Raw genomic sequence first — 18,939 nt, forward strand, 5'->3', positions numbered from 1 at the left:
TTGCGCCCCAACCTGCGGTGCATTTTCGCCGAGCGCTGGACTCATCCCGGCGCGCGCCGGATAATGCCTTCAGCAATCAGAATTTGGGGGAACTCAAGATGAAAAAACTCCTTCTTGGCACCGCTTTCGCGCTCTTGGCCACGGGTGCCATTGCCGGGTCCATCGCCGAGCCGGTCATGGAGCCTGAAGTCATCATCGAGCAGGCGCAGGGATCGTCGGTGAACCACCACATCCTGCCGCCGCTGATCTTCGTGCTTTCGGTCGGCCTCGGAATGGCGCTGCTCTAATACAGAACCGAGGGTAACGGTTCACGAGCGGGGTGCCTGCAGGGTGCCCCGTTCGCCATTTTCCAGGGCGAGCAGGGCGGCGAGCCCTTGGCGGTAGCTCGGGTAGATCAGTTCGACGCCAAGCTCGTCCCTGATCCGGTCATTCCGCACCCGTTTCGATTCGGCATAGAAGCTGCGCGCCATCGGGGTCATCTCAGCCGTGGCGTAGTCCTCGGGCGGTGGCAGATCGACGCCAAGCAGCCGGGCGGCGTGGGCCAGCACATCCTGCGGCGGGGCCGCCTCGTTGTCGCAGACATTGTAGACCGCGCCGGGATCGGGCCGGGCGATGCTCGCGGCCAGCACCTGCGCGATGTCGTCCACGTGAATCCGGCTGAACACCTGATCTTTCTTGATGATCTGGCGTGCCGTGCCGCGCCGCACCTTGGCGAAAGGGCCGCGTCCCGGACCGTAGATACCGGCCAGCCGGAAAATGTGCAGCGGCAGGCCTGTCTCTTCTGCAAGTGCACGCCATTGCGCCTCGGCCTTCACCCGTTGGTGGCCACGCCGCGTCGCCGGGGTGAGCGGGGTGGTTTCGTCCACCCAGCCGCCCGCATGATCGCCATAGACGCCGGTGGTCGAGAGATAGCCCACCCATTCGAGATGCCCGGCATTGGCAGCGATCTTGTCGCGCAGCGTTGCGAGCACCGGATCGCCCGCATCGTCGGGGGCGGCGGAAAGCAGCAGGTGCGTGGCGGCAGCGAGGTGATCGGTCATCTCGGTGCCCGGCCAGACCACCGGCTCAGTGCCCTCGCCGCGCAGCACCTCGGCCTTCTTGGGACTGCGCGTGGTGCCGATCACCCGCCAGCCTTGCAAGATCGGGTGTCGCGATAGGGCGCGGGCGGAAAAGCCGTGGCCGAAGGAAAGGAGTGTCTTGGTCATGGCGCGCATCTTGGTGTTACCCGCGCGTGATGCAAGAGGGCTTGCGCTCGGCGCTCGATTCTCCACTATTGATCCATGTCGAACCAAACGATCAAATCCTGGGCCGAAGCTGCCCCCCGCCTGATTGCCGTCGCCGCCGGGCGCGCGCCCGCCGATAGCGTGATCCGGGGCGGAAAGCTCGTGAACGTCCATACCCGCGAGGTGCTCGACGGCTGGCAGGTGGCGATTGCGGACGGGCGCTTTGCCTATGTCGGGCCGGATGCCGCGCATTGCGTTGGCGAATACACCGAGATCGTCGAGGCCGCGGGGCGTTACCTGATCCCCGGCCTCTGCGACGCGCATATGCACATTGAAAGCGGCATGCTCACGCCGGCAGAATTCGCCCGTGCGGTGATCCCGCATGGCACCACGAGCATGTTCACCGATCCGCACGAGATCGCCAACGTGCTGGGGCTGGAAGGCGTGCGGCTGATGCATGACGAGGCGCTGATGCAGCCGGTCAACATCTTCACCCAGATGCCCTCCTGCGCGCCCTCCGCGCCGGGGCTGGAAACCACCGGCTACGCGATCAGCGCCGAAGACGTGGCCGAGGCGATGGCTTGGCCCGGCATCATCGGGTTGGGCGAGATGATGAACTTTCCCGGCGTCGTCGCGGGCGATCCGCAGATGCTGGCCGAGATCGCCGCCACCCAGGCTGCGGGCAAGACGGTGGGCGGGCATTACGCCTCGCCCGATCTCGGCCCGGCCTTCCATGCCTATGCGGCGGGCGGACCGGCAGACGATCACGAGGGCACCTGCGAGGCCGACGCCATCGCCCGGGTGCGGCAGGGGATGCGCTCGATGATGCGGCTCGGCTCGGCCTGGTTTGACGTCGAAAGCCAGATCACGGCTGTCACCGAAAAGGGCCTCGATCCGCGCAACTTCATCCTCTGCACCGACGACAGCCATTCCGGCACGCTGGTGAACGATGGCCACATGAACCGCGTGGTGCGCCACGCCATTGCTTGCGGGGCCGATCCGCTGGTGGCGCTCCAGATGGCCACGATCAACACCGCGACGCATTTCGGGCTGGAGCGCGAGCTTGGCAGCATCGCGCCGGGCCGGCGGGCGGATGTGATCCTGACCTCCGATCTTGTCACCCTGCCAATCGAGCAGGTGATCGCGCGGGGACGGACGGTGGCGATCGACGGGCGGATCACGGTGGATTGCCCGCACCTCGACTGGCCCGACCATGCCCGCAACACCGTGCACCTCGGCAAGGTGCTCGCGGCCACGGATTTCGAGGTGGAAGCACCGCAAGGGGCCAATTCGGTCACCGCGAAGGTGATCGGGGTGGTCGAGAACCAGGCCCCGACGAAGGCGCTCACCGCCGATCTCACCGTGGAAGATGGCATCGTGCTGCCGGATGAAGCCGCAGACGTGGCGCAGATCGCCCTTGTCGAACGGCACCGCGGCACCGGCGGCGTGACCAACGGGTTTGTCTCCGGCTTCGGCTACACCGGCAAGATGGCAATGGCCTCGACCGTGGCGCATGACAGCCACCACATGATCGTGGTCGGCACCGACCGCGACAACATGGCGCTGGCCGCGAACCGGCTGGGCGAGGTCGGCGGCGGCATCACCGTATTCCGCAACGGCCGCGAGATCGCGCTGGTGGAACTGCCCATCGCCGGATTGATGAGTGAGGACCACGCCGAGACGGTGGCGCTCAAGGCCGATCGGATGGTCGCGGCGATGGCCGAATGCGGCTGCACCCTCAACAATGCCTATATGCAACACTCGCTTCTTGCGCTCGTCGTGATCCCGGAGCTTCGGATTTCCGATCTCGGGCTGGTCGACGTGACGAAGTTTGAAATCACCGATCTGTTCGAGGAGGCGTGATGCCATCCCCTTCCCAGAGCCAGCGGATCGTCACCCACGACGTTCCGGCCCCCGAGAGTTTCACCGATGCCTTCGCCGCGGTGGCGCGGCTGGAGGAACTCTATAACGCGGCCTGCGATTTTCTCGTGCGAAGCTTCTCCGAGCAAGCCACGTCTGCGCTGGCACCCGATACCCGGTTTCGCGCCTTCTACCCCGAGGTGCGGCTGCATACCACGAGCCACGCCCAGACCGATACGCGGCTGAGCTTCGGCCACGTCGCCGGTCCGGGCAGTTATTCCACCACCATCACCCGGCCCGATCTTTTCCGCCATTATCTCACCCAGCAGATCGGGCTTCTCGTGCAGAACCACGCCGTGCCCGTTGAGATTGGCTTTTCGCAAACACCGATCCCGGTGCATTTCGCCGTTTCCGGGCGCGACATCACCGTGCCGCAGGAGGGCGCGATGGCCTATCCGCTGCGCGACGTGTTCGACGTGCCCGATCTCACCACGACCAACGACGCCATCGTCAACGGGCTCGGCTATATCCACGAAGACGGTACGCTGCCGCTGGCCGCCTTCACGGCCCAGCGGATCGACTATTCGCTCGCCCGGTTGACGCATTACACCGCGACCGATCCGGCGCATTTTCAGAACCACGTGTTGTTCACCAACTACCAGTTCTATGTCGAGGAATTCGAAGCCTATGCCCGGCGCATGCTCGATGACCCGGAAAGCGGCTACACCAGCTTCGTAGGCCCCGGAAACACCGAGATTTTTGATAGCGAAAGCGAGATAGACCGGCCGGCCAAGTTGCCGCAGATGCCGACCTACCATCTCAAGCGCAAGAATGGATCGGGGGTCACCCTCGTCAATATCGGCGTGGGCCCCTCGAACGCGAAGACCGCCACCGACCATATAGCCGTTCTGCGCCCGCATGCCTGGCTGATGGTGGGCCATTGCGCGGGGCTGCGCAATTCGCAGCGGCTGGGCGATTTCGTGCTCGCCCATGCCTACCTGCGCGAAGACAAGGTGCTCGACGACGATCTGCCGATCTGGGTTCCGGTGCCGCCGCTCGCCGAAATCCAGATCGCGCTGGAGGCGGCGGTGGCGGATGTGACCGAGCTTGAAGGCTTCGAGCTGAAACGGATCATGCGGACCGGCACCGTGGCCAGCTTCGACAACCGCAACTGGGAGTTGCGCGAACACAGCGGCCCGGTGCTGCGCCTCAGCCAGTCGCGCGCCATCGCGCTCGACATGGAAAGTGCCACCATCGCGGCCAATGGGTTCCGCTTCCGGGTGCCCTACGGCACCTTGCTCTGCGTCTCCGACAAGCCGCTCCACGGCGAGCTGAAACTGCCCGGCATGGCGACGGAGTTTTACACCACGCAGGTCAGCCGACACCTGCTGATCGGCATCCGGGCGATGGAACGCCTGCGCGATATGCCGATCGCGCGCATTCACAGTCGAAAGTTGCGCTCGTTCGACGAAACCGCCTTCCTTTGAAAAAGACGGGGCAAAATTCGGCCGAATTGGCGTGAAACCCGTTATTTTTCTGCCTGAATCGCGCACAAATTGTTGTGCGCCCCCTGCACATTAAGTTAAATGCGCGCAATGAAACCCCAAGAATTGGGATATCCGAGGAGAAGTTACATGGCAAAACCGATGACCAAAACCCAGCTGGTGGCCGCTCTGGCCGACGAAATGGGTGGCGACAAGAAAACGGCCGGGTCGGCTCTGGATGCGATCATTGCGGTGATCACCAAGGAAGTATCGGGCGGCGGTGCCGTAACCCTTCCGGGCGTTGGCAAGTTCTACCTGCGCGAGCGCCCCGAGCGCATGGTGCGCAACCCCGCCACCGGCGAACAGATTAAGAAAGAGGCCGACAAGGTGGTCAAGGTCACCGTCGCGAAAGCCCTCAAGGACGCCGCCAACGGCTGATCCTTGAACCTGCACCGGATTTCGTTAAGGGTCGCCCCACGGCGGCCCTTTTCATTTGGAGGAACAGCATTGAAGATGGATCTTCGCGCTCTCGCGATGGGGTTGGCCTTTGCCTTCATGTGGTCGTCGGCCTTCACCTCGGCGCGGATCATCGTGGCCGATGCGCCGCCGATCACCACGCTTGCCATCCGCTTCGTGATTTCGGGCCTGCTCGGGATCGTCATCGCCGCTGCGCTGGGCCAGAAGATCAGTCTTACCCGCGGGCAATGGCTCTCGGTCGTGGTGTTCGGGATCAGCCAGAACGCGCTCTACCTGGGCCTCAATTTCGTGGCCATGCAGTGGGTCGAGGCGGGGTTTGCCTCGATCATCGCCTCGTCAATGCCGTTGATCGTGGCGGCGCTGGGCTGGGCCGTCTTCCGAGACAAGCTCACGCCGCTGGCGCTTGCGGGTCTGGTGATGGGGTTCACCGGGGTGGCGCTGATCATGGGCACGCGGATTTCCGGCGGCGTGGATATCGTCGGCGTCGTGCTATGCGTGATCGCGGCGCTCGCGCTCGCGGTCGCCACCCTGACCGTGCGCACGGCCTCCGGCGGCGGTAACCTCCTGATGGTGGTGGGGTTGCAGATGCTGGTGGGCGCGCTGGTGCTTGCCCCTTTCGGGATCGCCTTCGAAACCTTCGAGGTGACCTGGAGCTGGCAACTCGTGGTTGCCTTCATCTACACCACGCTGATCCCCGGACTTGCCGCCACCTGGGTCTGGTTTGCCCTGGTCGGGCGGATCGGCGCGGTGCGCGCCTCGACGTTCCACTTTCTCAACCCCTTCTTCGGCGTCACCATCGCCGCGTTCCTGCTCGGGGAAGAGCTTGGACCGCTCGACGTTCTCGGCGTCGCGATCGTCACGCTCGGCATCCTCGCGGTACAGCTTGCGAAACAAAAGCCAACGGCTTCGTGAAATCTGTTGAGATGACTTTGCCGGGCGCGCGGGTAGCTTCGCTGGCATGGAATACATGCTCGCCTACGGCGCAGGACTTCTGACGCTCATCAATCCCTGCGTTCTGCCGGTGTTGCCGATCGTGCTGGCCAGTGCGCTGCAAGCCTCGCGGCTCGGCCCGGTCGCGCTCGCGGCGGGCATGAGCCTGTCTTTCGTCGCGTTGGGGCTGCTCGTCACCAGCTTTGGCCATGCCATCGGGATCACCGAAGACACGCTCGCGCAAGCGGGGGCAGTGCTGATGATCGGGTTCGGGTTGGTGCTGCTGGTGCCGCGCGCCAACGCCGCCTTTGCCAGCGCCACCGCCGGGTTTTCGGCACGGGCCGACACCGGGATCGGGGATCTGCCGCGCACCGGGCTCGCCGGACAATTTGCCGGCGGATTGCTGCTCGGTGCGGTCTGGAGCCCCTGCATCGGCCCCACGCTCGGTGGCGCTATTGCACTTGCCGCACAGGGGCAGAGCCTCGCCCACGCCGGCGCGATCATGACCGGGTTTGCCCTCGGTGTATCGACGCTGATCCTCGCGCTTGCCCATGGCCTGCGCGCCACCTCACTGCGCCCGCTCTCGGCGGCGGCCAAGCCGGTGCTCGGCGGCGCTTTCGTTCTGGTTGGCCTCGCCATCCTGTTCCGCCTCCACCACCTCGCCGAGGCCTGGCTCATCGGCCTGATGCCACCCTGGCTGCTTGAATTGTCCGTCTCGATCTGAAGGAGATTTCCATGAACCGCCGCGCCCTTCTTGCCACCTTGCCCGCCGCGATGCTGCTGCCCCGGCTCGGCCTCGCCGCGCCGCTGGCCTATGCGCCGGGACTGATCAACGAGCGCCTCGATGCGGGCGAAACCCTGCTGGTCGATTTCTTTGCCCCGTGGTGCGGCACTTGCATTGTCCAGCACCGGGTGATGGACAAGCTCAAGGCCGAAAACCCGGCCTATGAGAACAAGATCACCTTCATCGAGGTGGACTGGGACACCTGGAAGCGGTCGGAACTGACCTCCGCGCTCAACGTGCCGCGCCGGTCCACGCTGATCGCCATCGGCCCCGACCGGCGCGAGATCGGCCGGATCGTGGCAGGCACCTCGCGCGATGATATCAAGGCGCTGCTCGATGCGGCCCTGGCCGCAGCTTCGGCCTAGCCGGCAACCCCTCACAAGCGCCCTCAAAAAAAAGGGCCCCGCCATGAAGGCGGGGCTCAGTCGGGGTGCCATGGCAAAAAGCCACGGCACAGGCGGTACCTCGTGTGCAGCGGCGCTTCTGGCCGCGTGAAATCTCAGGTCATTTCGGCGCGGATCTGCTGGCGGAGCACGTCGATCGAGACGGTCTTGCCCTCACGCTTGAAATGCCAGTAGGTCCAGCCGTTACAGCTTGGCGCGTGTTCGAGCGCGGCACCAACCTGGTGGATCGAGCCTTTCGCCTCGCCGGAAATCAGCGTGCCATCGGCGCGCACCTTGGCGACATGGCCGCGCGGGCCAACCAGAACCTCGCCGGGGCGCAGCATGCCACGCTCGACAAGCTGCCCGAAGGGCACGCGCGGCTCGGCGCGCTTCGAAGTGGAAACCGAGAGCGTTTCCTTGTCGAACTTGCGGATCTTCGCCAGCCGTTTCTCAGCGGCGGTGCGATAGCTCGTCTCGCGTTCGATGCCGATGTAGTCGCGGCCCAGCATCTTCGCGACCGCGCCGGTGGTGCCGGTCCCGAAGAACGGATCGAGCACCACGTCGCCCGGATTGGTGGTGCCGAGGATCACCCGGTGGAGCAGGGCCTCGGGCTTTTGCGTCGGGTGGGCCTTGTCGCCGTTCTCGTCCTTCAGCCGCTCGTGGCCGGTGCAGATCGGCAGCACCCAGTCCGAGCGCATCTGCACGCCCTCGTTCAGCGCCTTCAGCGCCTCGTAGTTGAAGGTGTATTTGCTGTCTTCCGATTTCGAGGCCCAGATCAGGGTTTCGTGCGCGTTGGTGAGCCGCTTGCCGCGGAAGTTCGGCATCGGGTTCGATTTGCGCCAGACCACGTCGTTGAGGATCCAGTATCCCTGGTTCTGAATCTCCGCGCCCATGCGGAACACGTTGTGATAGGAGCCGATCACCCAGATCGCGCCGTTGGGTTTGAGCAGGCGGCGGGCGGCGGCGAGCCAGGCCCGGGTGAACTCGTCGTAGATACGAAAACTCGCGAACTGGTCCCAGTGATCATCGACGGCATCGACCTTGGAATTGTCGGGCCGGTGCAGATCGCCTTTGAGCTGAAGGTTGTAGGGCGGATCCGCAAAGATCAGATCGACAGATGCTTCCGGCAGACTGTTCATCACCTCGATGGAGTCACCGGCCAATATCTGGTTGAGCGGCAGCACGGCCGCCTTGGTGGAATTTTTCGTCATTACACTGCCTCTGTCCCGGCGCTTGTGCGCTCGTTCGTTGAGACAAAGATGAGTCAAAGCTGATTCGCCGTCAATTTCTTTTTTGAATCAGGGACTTACAGTTTTTCTTGATACAAGATATTGTGCACCGGACGGAACGAACGCCTATGGTGTGGGGTCACCCCGAGATCTTGGAGCGCCGAAATGTGGCTTTTTGACGGATATCCGGCATTGCGCTCCCATCCATAGCCGGGATGCTGTTGCGCAAGATCCACCATGATCCTGTCGCGCGTCACTTTTGCCACGATCGAGGCAGCGGCGATCGAGAGCGCCCGTCCGTCGCCCTTCACCACGGCTACGGCCGGCAGGGTCAGCCCCTTCGGGACAAGATTGCCGTCAATCAGCAGATGATCGGGTGTCGGCGCGAGTGCCGCGATGGCGCGCTCCATCGCCAGATGCGCGGCCCGCAGGATATTCAAGCTGTCGATCTCGGCAACGCTTGCATGGGCGACCGAGACCGCGGCCCGCGCCATGATCTCGTCAAACAGCGCCTCGCGGCGACGAGCGGTGAGCTTCTTCGAGTCGTTCAGCCCGGCGGGAATGTCGTCGGGGTTCAGCACCACGGCGGCGGCGGTGACCGGGCCCGCCAACGGGCCGCGGCCAACTTCATCCACCCCGGCCACCCGGGTTGCGCCCGCCGCGATGGCGGCGGCTTCAAGCGAGAAATCGGGGCCAGGAGCGTTCATGCGGCTTGCCTCGCGCATCATCGCCCGAGGCGCAAGAAAAAAGGGCGGGGGGCCGTAGCCCGCCCGCCCCGGAAGCGCGGAAACCTGCGACGATCCGCGCCCCGGTCTTGTGGTTGTCAGTTGCGCGACGTGCGCGGTCCGCGCTGGCCGACCTCGCGGTAGCCAAAGCGCGAGAGGCACTGTGCGTTGTAGGCGTTGACGTTGCGGCCACGGCGCGGCACCCAGACCTTTTCTTCGCAACGGTCGGGCAGGAACGCCCAGTGATCGAAATTCTTCACGAGGCAGTGGCGGCCATGATAGGTGCCCCGGTCGGGCCCGCGATGGACGGTGAATTCGCACTGGCTCGGCAAGGCCTTGCGCGGATCGGCACGGTTGGGGCCGCGCCGGTGTCCGGGCTTGCCCGGCTTCGGCCCATGCCGGTTGATCACAACCTTGCCGTTGGACTCCTTCGCGGCGGAGGCGATGATCCCCGCGGTCATCAGCGCAAAGAAGGAAGCGGCGGCAATGGCACCGATTTCCTTTTCACCGGCGTGGGCAGGCGTTGCCGTGATCGGCGAAAACGCAAGCGAGGCGGAAAGCGCCGTCACGATCGCGGTGCGGGCAAAGGTCTTGGGAAAAAAGCGTTTCATGTCTTGTCCTTTCCGTGGTGTGTGGCCCGGGTGGAGCCTTTGGAGATCGAGGTGGGACAAGCCTGTGCGGTGTCGGCACAGACAGGCAATATCACGCGGTTGATATCGGATAGCAGGCCCGCAGGGGCGGTTTGATATTGAATAACCAACGCCTTGCGCGCAGGGTTCGCTGCATGAAACGCAAGCTTTTTTCCCTCGCGCTCGGCGCTGTGTTCACCTTGGCCGCCATGCCCGCTGCTGCGGAGTGCTATGCCGATTACAAGGCCAAGCGCGACAACCCGCTGCGGCTGCATTACGGTGTGATCGAGCTGCCCGATGCCGCCTGCGGTTCGCACGAAGCCGCCGCGTCGGAGATCGCGGAACGGATCGGCGGCGATGGCTGGACTCTGCTCGATGTCGTCTCGATCTTCGGGGCGGCTGATCTGGACGATGACAAGAGGAAAGAGAGTGCGGGAGACTACTACCTCCGCTACTGAGGCGCGGCTTGCGGGCAACCGGGTTGCGACGATCGGGATTCTCGCGGTGGTCGCCATCCTGGGCGTGGCGGCGGTACTCCTGTTTCTAAACCTGCCCGACGCAAACGCCTTCAACGCCCGTGTTGAGCGGATCTTCGTCGAGAACGATCTCACCTCCGAGGCCGAGATCAAGCTGCTCGAAATCCTCGCGCAATCCGGCACCGCCTTCTCCGATACGCTCACGAGCTACCGGGTGGTGATCTTCGTCCTGATGCTTTTCGCCGCCGGGCTGCTGGTGGCGGCCCTTGTCTTCGTGCTCACGATCATCGCGCTCAACCGCCGGATGGGCGAGATCGAGCGCGCCGGCATCCAGGTAAACTCCCTGATCATCAGCCGGGCCGACCGGGCTGTGTATCTCAACAACATGGAGTTCACCCTCACCGAAGCCGCGATCGAAACGCTCGCGGTGCTGGCGGAGGCGCGGATGGATGACGATGTGCTCACCGGTGCCGAGATCGAGGCGGTGATCTCGGGGCGCCTCGCCGCCGATTGCGACGAAGCCGCCGGGGCGACGCGGATCAAGCGCTTGCGTGATGCGCTGGGCAACCAGCTCATGTCGGAACTGCTCGTGCGCACCATCGCCCGGCGCGGCTACATGCTGTCGATCGACAAGGACGTGATCCGCATGGTCTGAGCCCGCCGACCGTCACTCCCCGAGAGCAACTCCTCGAGCGCGAACTCGATTATGTTGTCGATCGGCGTCACTCGCACCACACACTACATCGGCTCGCCCTGATACAGGCGAGAAATGGAAGACCAAAAGGAAAATCGGCAAAATTGTCTCGAGCTGGCGACCCCGGCAGGATTCGAACCTGCAACCTGCCCCTTAGGAGGGGGCTGCTCTATCCAGTTGAGCCACGGGGCCGCGCGCGGCCTTAATGGCGATTCGCGCTGGTTTTGTCCATGTTATTCCGGGTAGCGGCCCTCGGAAGGGCGCAGTCTCAGCGTATCTCCGTGCCGGATCTTCGGGTTGAGTTCCACCCGTTCGCCGCGCGCCGGGCTTTCCCCGGCTTCGCTCGCCGCGGCCCCCTGCGCAATGATCTCGGCAGCCTTGCGGCCGATTTCGGCGCGGCACGAATCCATCGTTGCGAGCTGCATGGAAAAGCCATCGAGCAGTTCGATGCCGTTGAATCCGGCCAGTCCGAGGTGCCCGGGCACGTCAATCTTCGCTTCGAGGCAATGCAGCAGCCCACCCGCGCCGATCATGTCGTTGGAGTAATAGAGAAAGTCGATCTCGGGGCTGCGGTCAAGGATCGCCGCCGTCATCTCGCGGCCTTTCGCCAGCGCCGAACCGCCCGCGTAGAACTCCTGGTCGACAACCTCCAGCCCGGCTTTCGCCAGCGCCTCGGTGAAACCTTCGAACCGTTTGCGGGCGCGGTGATCGAGCGGCATCTTGGTGCCGAGGAAGCCGATCTTGCGGTAGCCGGCCTTGATGATCGACTCGGCCATCATCCGCCCGGCCCGGCGATGCGAAATGCCGACCACGCTGTCAATCGGCGTTCCGTCGGTATCCATGATCTCGACGACGGGAATGCCGGCACCACGCAACATCGCCTTGGACGCCTCGGAATGTTCGAGGCCGGCGATGATCACCCCCGAGGGCCGCCACGAAAGCATCTCGTAGAGCACCTTTTCCTCGCGCTCCGGGAGATAGTTCGTCACCCCCACCACCGGCTGAAGCGGGGTGTTGTCGAGCACATCCGAGATCGCCGTCAGAACCCGGGGAAAAACCATGTTCGACAGCGAGGGGATGATCACCGCCACGAGGTTGACCCGCTGCGATGCGAGCGCGCCGGCGATCTTGTTGGGCACGTAGCCGAGCTCCTTGGCGGCCGCGAGCACGACCGTTCTCGTGGCTTCACTCACATCGCCCCGGCCACGCAAGACGCGGCTCACGGTCATCTCCGATACGCCCGAGGCTTCAGCGACGTCGCGCAAGGTGAGCGGGCGTTTCGGCGCGGTGGGTTTTTCGTCGGTCACGGCGGTCATCCATCTCTTCACGCGGGGAATTTGGCCGATGTTAGCGGCAATACCCCGGCGAGTCCAAGCATTGAAACAAGGAGCGGTATCGCTAACGATGCCATCGAAAGCAACACCGGTCAGGCAAGCCTAGAGACGATGCTTTCGAGCAGCCCGGGGCCCGCCGCAACAACGCCATCGACTTGCGGCAAAGTGGCATTGAAGCGCAGTTGCGCCCCCTTGCGATCGCTCACCCGGCCTCCCGCCTCGCCAACGATCAGCGCACCTGCGGCCACATCCCATTCCCAGGTCGGGCGCAGGGTGAGCATGGCATCGAAGCGGCCTTCCGCGACGAGGCTCATCCGGTAGGCCAACGAGGAGCGGAACTGGCGGTTCACTCTCGGCACGTCCGCCCCGGCCCAGAACCACGGCTCGAAGTTCGGCCGGGTCGCCAGTACGCTGGCCCCCTCGAACTCGCTGTTGGACGAAACCGTGATGTGCGTGCCGTTCAGCGTGGCACCACGACCCTTGGCCGCGGCATAGAGCTTGTCTGCCATCGGCAGGTAGACGACCGCGGCAACCGCCTCGCCATTGTCGACCACGGCGAGCGAATGCGCCCAGTTGTGGTCGCCCTCGATGAAGGCACGGGTGCCATCGAGCGGGTCGATCACGAAGGCGCGGGCGGCGTCGAGCCGGTCGGGGCTGTCGGGGGTTTCTTCCGAAAGCCAACCATAACCCGGCCGCGCCCCGAGCAGGTCCGCGGCCAGCATGTCGTTCACCGCGATATCGGCCTCGGTAACTGGCCCGGCACCCGGCTTTTCCCAGGTGCGAGGGCTTTGCCGGAAGAATCTTCGCGCGATCTCGCCCGCCGCCTGCGCGGCATCGACGAGCAGCGCGAGATCGTCAGGCTCCGGCAAGGGTCAGCCCCTCGACCAGCAACGAGGGCACCATCCGCGACTTGTGCGGTTCGGCATCGTTCGCCGGGATCATGCGCTGGAACATGTCGATCAGGTTGCCCGCGATGGTGCATTCGTTCACCGGGTAGGTGATCACGCCGTTCTCGACCCAGAAGCCCGAGGCACCGCGCGAGTAGTCGCCGGTGTTGGGGTTGACCGTCGAGCCGATCAGCGAGGTGACGAGAAGGCCGGTGCCCATATCGCGCAACAGATCGGCGCGGCTCGCGGTGCCTTGCGTCAGCGCCACGTTCGACACGCTGGGTGATGGCGGTGCCGAGGTGCCGCGCGCGGCGTTGGCGGTGCTTTCCATGCCGAGCTTGCGGGCGGTGGCAAGATCGAGTGTCCAGCCAGTGAGAATGCCGTCTTCCACGAGGGCGCGGCGCGCGGTGGGTAGCCCCTCACCGTCGAACGGGCGCGACCCCGAGATCCGCGCCCGGTGCGGGTCTTCGATCAGCGAAAGCGACTCGGGCAACACCTGTTTGCCGAGGTGGCCGCGCAGGAAGGAGGAGCCGCGCACGATCGAGGAACCGTTGATCGCCACCAGCAAATGGCCGACGATGGATGCGGAAACGCGCTCGTGGAACAGCACCGGGAAGCTGCCCGAAGGGGGTTTTTTCGCCCCTGACCGCGCGGCCGCCCGTTCGCCCGCGATACGGCCGATGTCCTCCGGGCTGGGCAGATCGACCTGGAACAACCGGCTCTCGCCGTTGTAGTCGCGCTCCATGTCTGGACCGGTGCCGGAGATCGCCGCAAGCGAGAGGGCGCGGTCGGTGCGGCCGTAGCCGCCCGAAAAGCCGTTGCTGGCGGCAAGGTGAATTTGCCGCCGCCCGTATCCGGCAGAGGTGGATTGCACCTGGCTCACGCCCGCGACGGCCAGCGCCGCTGCCTCGGCGCGGCGGGCGTGGTCTTCCAGTTCGGCCGGCTCGGGTTCGGATGCCGGGTCTTCAAGCTCCAGCGACGCCACGTCCCAGTCGCGGGCAAGCTGCGACGGATCTGCAAGCCCCGCGGTCGGGTCTTCCGGTGCCTCGCGGGCCATGGCCACGGCGCGCTCGGCCATCGTGGCGATGGTGGCGGCGGAGGTATCGGACGCCGAAACGCTGGCCTGCCGCTGCCCGATCAACACGCGCAGCCCAATATCGACCCCTTCGGAGCGCTCGGCATGTTCGAGCTTGCCCTTGAGCACGTCGATCGAGAGCGAGGTGCCGGAAACCGCGATGGCATCGGCGGCATCGGCCCCGGCCTTTTTCGCGGCATCAAGCAGGTGCTGGGTCAGACTGTCGAGCGAGTTCGTCATGCGGAATCCTTTGCGTGTTGAAGCTGAGGTAAACGCCCCGGACCCATCCCGCAAGTCACCGGCACTGGAATGGCACCGCGCCTTGCGGTAGCCATGGGCTGAAGCGGAGGGTTCGCGATGGACATGACAGGCAAGACAGTGGTGATCACGGGCGCAAGCCGGGGGATCGGGGAAGCGGCAACACGGGCGTTTGCCGATGCAGGGGCCAACGTGGTCCTGCTCGCACGGAGCGGCGACGCGATCGGGCGGATCGCCCGCGAGATCGGCGACCGGGCGCTTGCCGTCACCTGCGACGTGGCGTCCTGGAGCCAGGTCAAGTCTGCCATCGACCAGGCCGCCTGGCGTTTCGGCAAGATTGACGTTCTGATCAACAATGCCGGCGTGATCGAGCCCGTCGCAATGCTGCGCGCCTCTGATCCGGCGGCCTGGTCGAAGGCCTTCGACATCAACCTCAAGGGCGTCTACCACGGCATGCGTGCGGTGGTGCCGATCATGCGGAAGGCAGGTGGCGGCACGGTGCTCACGGTCAGTTCCGGCGCGGCCCATACCGCGCTTGAAGGCTGGAGCCACTACTGCGCCTCGAAGGCGGCGGCGCACATGATGACGATGGCGCTGCACAAGGAAGAGGCGCGCGCAGGTATCCGGGCCATCGGGCTTTCGCCCGGCACGGTGGCCACCGAGATGCAGCGGGAGATAAAGGCCTCCGGGGTCGGCCCGGTGGCGGCGCTCGACTGGTCGGATCACATCCCGCCGGAATGGCCCGCCCAGGCGCTGATGTGGATGTGCACGCCCGATGCCGATGAATTCCTTGGCGGCGAGGTTTCGCTCCGCGAGCCCGAAATCCGCAAGCGGTTGGGGCTGGGTGCATGATCCGGCTCGACCGGGGTGCGGGCCTCTGGACCGCGACCATCGCCCGGCCCGACAAGGCCAATTCGCTGACCTCTGCAATGCTGGAAGCGCTCGCGGATTTTGCCGAGGAGGCGGCGGGCGCGGCTCAGGCGCTGGTGATCACCGGCGAGGGCAAGGTGTTTTCCGCCGGGGCCGATCTTGACGAGGCGCGCGCCGGGCTTGCCACCAGCCCGCTGTGGGAGCGGCTTTCGGGCGCGATTGCCGCCGCCCCCTGCCTGACCATTGCCGCGCTGAACGGCACGCTGGCGGGCGGCGCTTTCGGCATGGCGCTTGCCTGCGATCTGCGCATCGCCGTGCCCGAAGCGAAGTTCTTCTACCCGGTGATGAAGCTCGGTTTCCTGCCGCAGCCTTCCGACCCGGGCCGCCTCGACGCGCTGGTTGGCCCGGCCCGGGCCAAGATGATCCTGATGGCAGGGCAGAAGATCGGTGCTGACGAGGCTCTGGCCTGGGGGCTGGTTGATCGCGTGGTGCCACGCGAAACGCTGGACGAGACGGTTGCGGCGCTTTGCGCGGATGCGCTGGCTGCTAGCCCCGCCCATGTCGCCGGGATCAAGGCGATGATCGGCTAACGCCCGCGCCGGTTGCCCTTCGCGCGCGATGTGAAATCCGGCGGGCGCTTCGCCACCCAGCGGATGAAGCGCGCAAGGCGAGGATGATCGCGCAGTGCCGCGATGGTGTTGTAGCTCTGTGCCAGTTCGGTCTCGGTCAGACTGGCGTGGATTTCCTTGTGGCAGATGTGGTGCAGAAGCACCGTTGCGCCGCCTTTGCCGCCCCTCAGCCTCGGAACGAGGTGATGCCGGCTTTGCGGCACGCCGGGCGGGATCGGGCGGCCACAGAGCGGGCAGATCGGATCGCTGGCGTTCATCCCCCTTCCCCTTGCCTGAATCGCACTTCGGTGCCAGAGGGTAGGCGCGTCAGGCGCGGGTTCAAGCGGTGGTGAGGGGTAACATGGAAAACCTTGTGGATAGTGCGCAGGGCTGGGCCTTGCAGGGATGGGAGATCGCACAAGGCTGGCTCACCTCGCCCGCGGCATGGTCGCAGTTCGCGCTGCTGGTCGTTGCATGGCTTGCCGCCGTTGTTGCCGCCAAACGCCTCGCGCCGCTGCTGGAAAGGGTCATCGCGCCACCTGCCGGGCAGGCCCATGCCCTCGCGAAGGCGCGGCGGTTTGCGCTGATCTTCCTGCCGCTCCTGCTGCCGCTGCTGGCCTATGGCTTCACCGCGATTGGCGAGCAGGTCACCCGTTCGCTCTTCGGCTCCGGGGCGGTGATCGCCTTTGGCAAGCGCGTGTTCCTGCTCGTCGTGGCGCGTATCCTCGTGCGCGACATCGTGACCGAGCCGTTCCTGCGGCTGCTCGGGCGCTACGTGCTCCTGCCGGTGGCAGCACTCTACGCGCTCGGGTTGCTCGACCTCGCGACGGCGTGGTTGGCTGGGCTCACGGTGACGATGGGCAACATCTCGTTCTCGGCCCTGGCCCTGCTGCGCGGCGTCATCGCGGGGGCTGTGCTGTTCTGGCTCGGGCGCTGGTCGAATGACCAATCGGCGGCCTATATCGGCAAACAGGACGCGTTGCGCCCGGCAACCCGGACGCTGGCGGCGAAAACCGCCGAAATCGCCATTTTCGGTGCCGCTTTCCTGCTTTTGATGAACATCATGGGGGTTTCGCTCACCTCGCTCGCGGTGATCGGCGGCGCGATCGGTGTCGGCATCGGCTTCGGGCTGCAACAGATTGCGTCGAATTTCATTTCCGGCGTGATCCTCCTGCTCGAAGGTCAGGCCACGGTCGGCGATTACGTCGAACTTGACGGTGGCGAGGCAGGCACCATCGTCAGGATGACCGCCCGCGCGATCATTCTCGAAACCGTGGACGGGCGCTGGATCGTGGTGCCGAACGAGCATTTCATCACCACCCGGGTGATCAATTATTCCGACGCAGGCTCGGCCAACCGCTACGAAGCGGATTTTTCGGTGTCCTATGACACCGATATCAATATCGTGCCCGCGATCGTCGAAAAGGCCGTTGCCGCCGTGCCCAAGGTGCTGAGCCATCCCGAACCGCCGGATTGCGAATTGCGCGCCTTTGGCGACAGCGGTGTGGAGTTCGCCGTGGAGTTCTGGATCAACGGCATCGACGCGGGCGAAAACAAGGTCACACCGCATGTGCTCTTCGCGATCTGGAATGCGCTCAAGGCGCACGATATCGAAATCCCCTATCCGCAGCGCGTCGTGCACCACCGCGGCTTGCCGGGCGGCGGCGGCGGCGTGATGCCGACTGCGCCATGAAACAGGCACTGGTCATAGGCGCTGGCCCGGCGGGGCTGATGGCGGCGGGCGCGCTCGCCCGCGCCGGGCTGTCGGTGATCGTGGCCGAGGCAAAGCCCTCGGTCGGACGCAAGTTCCTGATGGCGGGAAAATCCGGCCTCAACCTCACCAAGGACGAACCTCAGGCGCGATTTCTCGAAGCCTATTCCGGTAGTGCGGCGGCTCTTGTGCGCGAGGCGGTGCAAGGATTCGGGCCGGAGGCGGTCTCCGACTGGGCGCGCACCTTGGGGCAGGACGTATTCACCGGCTCATCGGGCCGGGTATTCCCGCGCGCAATGAAGGCGTCACCGCTGTTGCGGGCATGGCTGAGCGAGATTGCACGCCTCGGCATCGAGATTCGCACCCGCTGGCACTGGGCCGGCTTCGCGGGCGAGGGCTTTGCCTTCGAAACACCGCAGGGGCGGCAGATTCTGCGTCCCCCGGTCACCGTGCTCGCGCTCGGCGGAGCAAGCTGGCCACGGCTCGGGTCGGATGGGGCCTGGGTGCCGTGGCTGGCGGAAAAGGGCGTGCCCCTTGCACCGCTGCGACCGGCGAACGCGGGCATCACGGTCGATTGGTCGCCGCATATGGAACCGCATTTCGGCACCCCGGTGAAGGCAGTGCGGCTCACGGCGGGCACGGTCTCGTTGCGCGGCGAATTCGTCGTTTCCGCGCGCGGCCTCGAGGGCAGCGCGATCTACGCCGTGAGCCCGCCGGTGCGCGATGGCGTTCCGCTCACGCTCGACCTTTGCCCTGACTGGTCACTTGCGGAGGTGACGCAACGTCTTTCCCGCCCGCGCGGCAAGGCCACCGTGGCCGCGCATCTGCGCAAGACCCTGCGGCTCGACCCGGTGCGGCTCGCGCTGCTGATGGAGTTTGGCCGCCCGTTGCCGGAAGCGGCGGCGCTGGGCTCCCTCGTCAAGGCCCTGCCGGTGCGCCATGCCGGACTGCGCCCGATCGGGGAAGCGATCTCGACGGCGGGCGGCGTCGCGGCCGATGCCCTCGACGGCTACCATATCAAGGCTCTGCCCGGCGTTTTTGCCGCCGGTGAGATGCTGGATTGGGAGGCACCCACGGGCGGCTACCTGCTGACCGGCTGCTTCGCCACCGGACGCGCGGCGGGAGAAGCGGCGGCCGGTTGGGCCGCGTCGGGGTCTGACGCCGCAAGTGCGCATTCATCTGTCCCGCGGCAACCCTGACGGCCACCGGGTTTTCGGGCCCGGTTTCCTTTGCAAGCGGATCTCGCCGAGAACACATTCCGGGTTTGAGAAAAGTCAATTTTCCGATGGTCGTGTCGTGTAA

General features: G+C 65.4%; 21 protein-coding genes and 1 tRNA gene. 13 read left to right on the top strand and 9 right to left on the bottom strand.

The window, feature by feature from the left end; all coding sequences use genetic code 11:
* The first annotated feature begins 98 nt into the window (after window positions 1–98).
* Window positions 99–287 carry a hypothetical protein gene (locus B9Y97_RS08890; RefSeq protein WP_085526397.1) on the top strand — a complete coding sequence of 63 codons (189 nt, stop codon included), beginning with the start codon at window positions 99–101 and terminating at the stop codon, window positions 285–287.
* Window positions 288–308: 21 nt separating this feature from the next.
* On the opposite strand, the gene B9Y97_RS08895 is transcribed toward B9Y97_RS08890, so the two are convergent.
* A complete protein-coding gene (locus tag B9Y97_RS08895; RefSeq protein ID WP_085528187.1) occupies window positions 309–1,205 on the bottom strand; it encodes an SDR family oxidoreductase in 897 nt (298 codons plus the stop codon).
* Window positions 1,206–1,280: 75 nt separating this feature from the next.
* Here B9Y97_RS08895 and ade point away from each other — a divergent pair, with 75 nt between their 5' ends.
* The 6 genes from ade to B9Y97_RS08925 all read left to right on the top strand — a co-directional run bounded on the left by ade (window position 1,281) and on the right by B9Y97_RS08925 (window position 7,123).
* Window positions 1,281–3,086, top strand: coding sequence for an adenine deaminase (ade, locus tag B9Y97_RS08900; protein ID WP_085526398.1), 1,806 nt, complete (start codon window positions 1,281–1,283; stop codon window positions 3,084–3,086).
* Window positions 3,086–4,570 (top strand): AMP nucleosidase, encoded by a 1,485-nt coding sequence (locus tag B9Y97_RS08905; protein ID WP_085526399.1) that lies wholly within the window; start codon window positions 3,086–3,088, stop codon window positions 4,568–4,570. Before ade ends, B9Y97_RS08905 begins: the two co-directional genes overlap by 1 nt.
* 147 nt (window positions 4,571–4,717) lie before the next feature.
* On the top strand, window positions 4,718–5,005 hold the full coding sequence (locus B9Y97_RS08910) for an HU family DNA-binding protein (RefSeq protein WP_085526400.1): 288 nt from the start codon (window positions 4,718–4,720) through the stop codon (window positions 5,003–5,005).
* 75 nt (window positions 5,006–5,080) lie between these two features.
* Complete coding sequence (locus B9Y97_RS08915) at window positions 5,081–5,956, top strand: DMT family transporter (protein WP_085526401.1); 876 nt, start codon at window positions 5,081–5,083, stop codon at window positions 5,954–5,956.
* A gap of 46 nt (window positions 5,957–6,002) precedes the next feature.
* Window positions 6,003–6,698 carry a cytochrome c biogenesis CcdA family protein gene (locus B9Y97_RS08920; protein ID WP_085526402.1) on the top strand — a complete coding sequence of 232 codons (696 nt, stop codon included), beginning with the start codon at window positions 6,003–6,005 and terminating at the stop codon, window positions 6,696–6,698.
* Between the two features lie 11 nt (window positions 6,699–6,709).
* Entirely contained in the window at window positions 6,710–7,123 is a 414-nt protein-coding gene (locus B9Y97_RS08925) for a thioredoxin family protein (protein WP_085526403.1), read from the top strand.
* 134 nt (window positions 7,124–7,257) lie between these two features.
* Here the strand turns inward: B9Y97_RS08925 and B9Y97_RS08930 are convergent, their stop codons facing one another.
* The 3 genes from B9Y97_RS08930 to B9Y97_RS08940 all read right to left on the bottom strand — a co-directional run bounded on the left by B9Y97_RS08930 (window position 7,258) and on the right by B9Y97_RS08940 (window position 9,706).
* Window positions 7,258–8,352: a site-specific DNA-methyltransferase gene (locus B9Y97_RS08930; protein ID WP_085526404.1), complete on the bottom strand. Its 1,095-nt coding sequence runs from the start codon at window positions 8,350–8,352 to the stop codon at window positions 7,258–7,260.
* 95 nt (window positions 8,353–8,447) lie between these two features.
* Window positions 8,448–9,077 carry a ribonuclease HII gene (locus B9Y97_RS08935; RefSeq protein ID WP_085528188.1) on the bottom strand — a complete coding sequence of 210 codons (630 nt, stop codon included), beginning with the start codon at window positions 9,075–9,077 and terminating at the stop codon, window positions 8,448–8,450.
* A gap of 116 nt (window positions 9,078–9,193) precedes the next feature.
* Window positions 9,194–9,706, bottom strand: coding sequence for a hypothetical protein (locus B9Y97_RS08940; RefSeq protein ID WP_085526405.1), 513 nt, complete (start codon window positions 9,704–9,706; stop codon window positions 9,194–9,196).
* Window positions 9,707–9,879: 173 nt separating this feature from the next.
* Here B9Y97_RS08940 and B9Y97_RS08945 point away from each other — a divergent pair, with 173 nt between their 5' ends.
* Window positions 9,880–10,182, top strand: coding sequence for a hypothetical protein (locus B9Y97_RS08945; protein ID WP_085526406.1), 303 nt, complete (start codon window positions 9,880–9,882; stop codon window positions 10,180–10,182).
* Window positions 10,154–10,855, top strand: coding sequence for a winged helix-turn-helix domain-containing protein (locus tag B9Y97_RS08950; protein WP_085526407.1), 702 nt, complete (start codon window positions 10,154–10,156; stop codon window positions 10,853–10,855). Before B9Y97_RS08945 ends, B9Y97_RS08950 begins: the two co-directional genes overlap by 29 nt.
* Before the next feature lie 154 nt (window positions 10,856–11,009).
* Here the strand turns inward: B9Y97_RS08950 and B9Y97_RS08955 are convergent.
* The 4 genes from B9Y97_RS08955 to B9Y97_RS08970 form a co-directional block, all read right to left on the bottom strand.
* Window positions 11,010–11,086: transfer RNA gene (locus tag B9Y97_RS08955), tRNA-Arg, on the bottom strand.
* A 41-nt stretch (window positions 11,087–11,127) separates the two neighbouring features.
* Window positions 11,128–12,210: a LacI family DNA-binding transcriptional regulator gene (locus B9Y97_RS08960; RefSeq protein WP_085526408.1), complete on the bottom strand. Its 1,083-nt coding sequence runs from the start codon at window positions 12,208–12,210 to the stop codon at window positions 11,128–11,130.
* A gap of 110 nt (window positions 12,211–12,320) precedes the next feature.
* Window positions 12,321–13,097: an inositol monophosphatase family protein gene (locus B9Y97_RS08965; protein ID WP_085526409.1), complete on the bottom strand. Its 777-nt coding sequence runs from the start codon at window positions 13,095–13,097 to the stop codon at window positions 12,321–12,323.
* A complete protein-coding gene (locus tag B9Y97_RS08970; protein WP_085526410.1) occupies window positions 13,084–14,430 on the bottom strand; it encodes a TldD/PmbA family protein in 1,347 nt (448 codons plus the stop codon). Before B9Y97_RS08970 ends, B9Y97_RS08965 begins: the two co-directional genes overlap by 14 nt.
* A 117-nt stretch (window positions 14,431–14,547) precedes the next feature.
* On the opposite strand from B9Y97_RS08970, the gene B9Y97_RS08975 reads away from it, so the two are divergent.
* Together B9Y97_RS08975 and B9Y97_RS08980 are read left to right on the top strand one after the other, a co-directional pair.
* Window positions 14,548–15,300, top strand: a complete 753-nt coding sequence (locus B9Y97_RS08975) for an SDR family oxidoreductase (protein ID WP_085526411.1) — start codon at window positions 14,548–14,550, stop codon at window positions 15,298–15,300.
* Window positions 15,297–15,908: an enoyl-CoA hydratase/isomerase family protein gene (locus tag B9Y97_RS08980; RefSeq protein WP_085526412.1), complete on the top strand. Its 612-nt coding sequence runs from the start codon at window positions 15,297–15,299 to the stop codon at window positions 15,906–15,908. Before B9Y97_RS08975 ends, B9Y97_RS08980 begins: the two co-directional genes overlap by 4 nt.
* On the opposite strand, the gene B9Y97_RS08985 is transcribed toward B9Y97_RS08980, so the two are convergent.
* The gene (locus B9Y97_RS08985) at window positions 15,905–16,204 is read right to left on the bottom strand and encodes an HNH endonuclease family protein (protein WP_085526413.1); all 300 of its coding nucleotides are present in this window, start codon (window positions 16,202–16,204) and stop codon (window positions 15,905–15,907) included. The two genes, B9Y97_RS08980 and B9Y97_RS08985, sit on opposite strands and share 4 nt — an antisense overlap.
* An 83-nt stretch (window positions 16,205–16,287) precedes the next feature.
* Between B9Y97_RS08985 and B9Y97_RS08990 the strand changes: the two genes are divergently transcribed.
* Entirely contained in the window at window positions 16,288–17,619 is a 1,332-nt protein-coding gene (locus tag B9Y97_RS08990; protein WP_085526414.1) for a mechanosensitive ion channel family protein, read from the top strand.
* Window positions 17,616–18,836, top strand: coding sequence for a TIGR03862 family flavoprotein (locus B9Y97_RS08995; RefSeq protein ID WP_085526415.1), 1,221 nt, complete (start codon window positions 17,616–17,618; stop codon window positions 18,834–18,836). The genes B9Y97_RS08990 and B9Y97_RS08995 overlap by 4 nt, the downstream gene beginning before the upstream one ends.
* Window positions 18,837–18,939: the final 103 nt, after the last annotated feature.

The sequence above is a fragment of the Maritimibacter sp. HL-12 genome (genome assembly GCF_900177545.1).
Lineage (GTDB): Bacteria > Pseudomonadota > Alphaproteobacteria > Rhodobacterales > Rhodobacteraceae > Sinisalibacter.

Excerpts from the sequence above, each read along its gene's own strand:
- B9Y97_RS08975 (WP_085526411.1), top strand. The coding sequence starts at position 14,548 with ATGGACATGACAGGCAAGACAGTGGTGATCACGGGCGCAAGCCGGGGG.
- B9Y97_RS08995 (WP_085526415.1), top strand. The coding sequence starts at position 17,616 with ATGAAACAGGCACTGGTCATAGGCGCTGGCCCGGCGGGGCTGATGGCG.
- B9Y97_RS08905 (WP_085526399.1), top strand. The coding sequence starts at position 3,086 with ATGCCATCCCCTTCCCAGAGCCAGCGGATCGTCACCCACGACGTTCCG.
- B9Y97_RS08895 (WP_085528187.1), bottom strand. The coding sequence starts at position 1,205 with ATGACCAAGACACTCCTTTCCTTCGGCCACGGCTTTTCCGCCCGCGCC.
- B9Y97_RS08960 (WP_085526408.1), bottom strand. The coding sequence starts at position 12,210 with ATGACCGCCGTGACCGACGAAAAACCCACCGCGCCGAAACGCCCGCTC.
- B9Y97_RS08980 (WP_085526412.1), top strand. The coding sequence starts at position 15,297 with ATGATCCGGCTCGACCGGGGTGCGGGCCTCTGGACCGCGACCATCGCC.
- B9Y97_RS08890 (WP_085526397.1), top strand. The coding sequence starts at position 99 with ATGAAAAAACTCCTTCTTGGCACCGCTTTCGCGCTCTTGGCCACGGGT.
- B9Y97_RS08970 (WP_085526410.1), bottom strand. The coding sequence starts at position 14,430 with ATGACGAACTCGCTCGACAGTCTGACCCAGCACCTGCTTGATGCCGCG.
- B9Y97_RS08910 (WP_085526400.1), top strand. The coding sequence starts at position 4,718 with ATGGCAAAACCGATGACCAAAACCCAGCTGGTGGCCGCTCTGGCCGAC.
- ade (WP_085526398.1), top strand. The coding sequence starts at position 1,281 with ATGTCGAACCAAACGATCAAATCCTGGGCCGAAGCTGCCCCCCGCCTG.
- B9Y97_RS08930 (WP_085526404.1), bottom strand. The coding sequence starts at position 8,352 with ATGACGAAAAATTCCACCAAGGCGGCCGTGCTGCCGCTCAACCAGATA.
- B9Y97_RS08935 (WP_085528188.1), bottom strand. The coding sequence starts at position 9,077 with ATGAACGCTCCTGGCCCCGATTTCTCGCTTGAAGCCGCCGCCATCGCG.
- B9Y97_RS08915 (WP_085526401.1), top strand. The coding sequence starts at position 5,081 with ATGGATCTTCGCGCTCTCGCGATGGGGTTGGCCTTTGCCTTCATGTGG.
- B9Y97_RS08920 (WP_085526402.1), top strand. The coding sequence starts at position 6,003 with ATGGAATACATGCTCGCCTACGGCGCAGGACTTCTGACGCTCATCAAT.
- B9Y97_RS08940 (WP_085526405.1), bottom strand. The coding sequence starts at position 9,706 with ATGAAACGCTTTTTTCCCAAGACCTTTGCCCGCACCGCGATCGTGACG.
- B9Y97_RS08925 (WP_085526403.1), top strand. The coding sequence starts at position 6,710 with ATGAACCGCCGCGCCCTTCTTGCCACCTTGCCCGCCGCGATGCTGCTG.
- B9Y97_RS08985 (WP_085526413.1), bottom strand. The coding sequence starts at position 16,204 with ATGAACGCCAGCGATCCGATCTGCCCGCTCTGTGGCCGCCCGATCCCG.
- B9Y97_RS08945 (WP_085526406.1), top strand. The coding sequence starts at position 9,880 with ATGAAACGCAAGCTTTTTTCCCTCGCGCTCGGCGCTGTGTTCACCTTG.
- B9Y97_RS08990 (WP_085526414.1), top strand. The coding sequence starts at position 16,288 with ATGGAAAACCTTGTGGATAGTGCGCAGGGCTGGGCCTTGCAGGGATGG.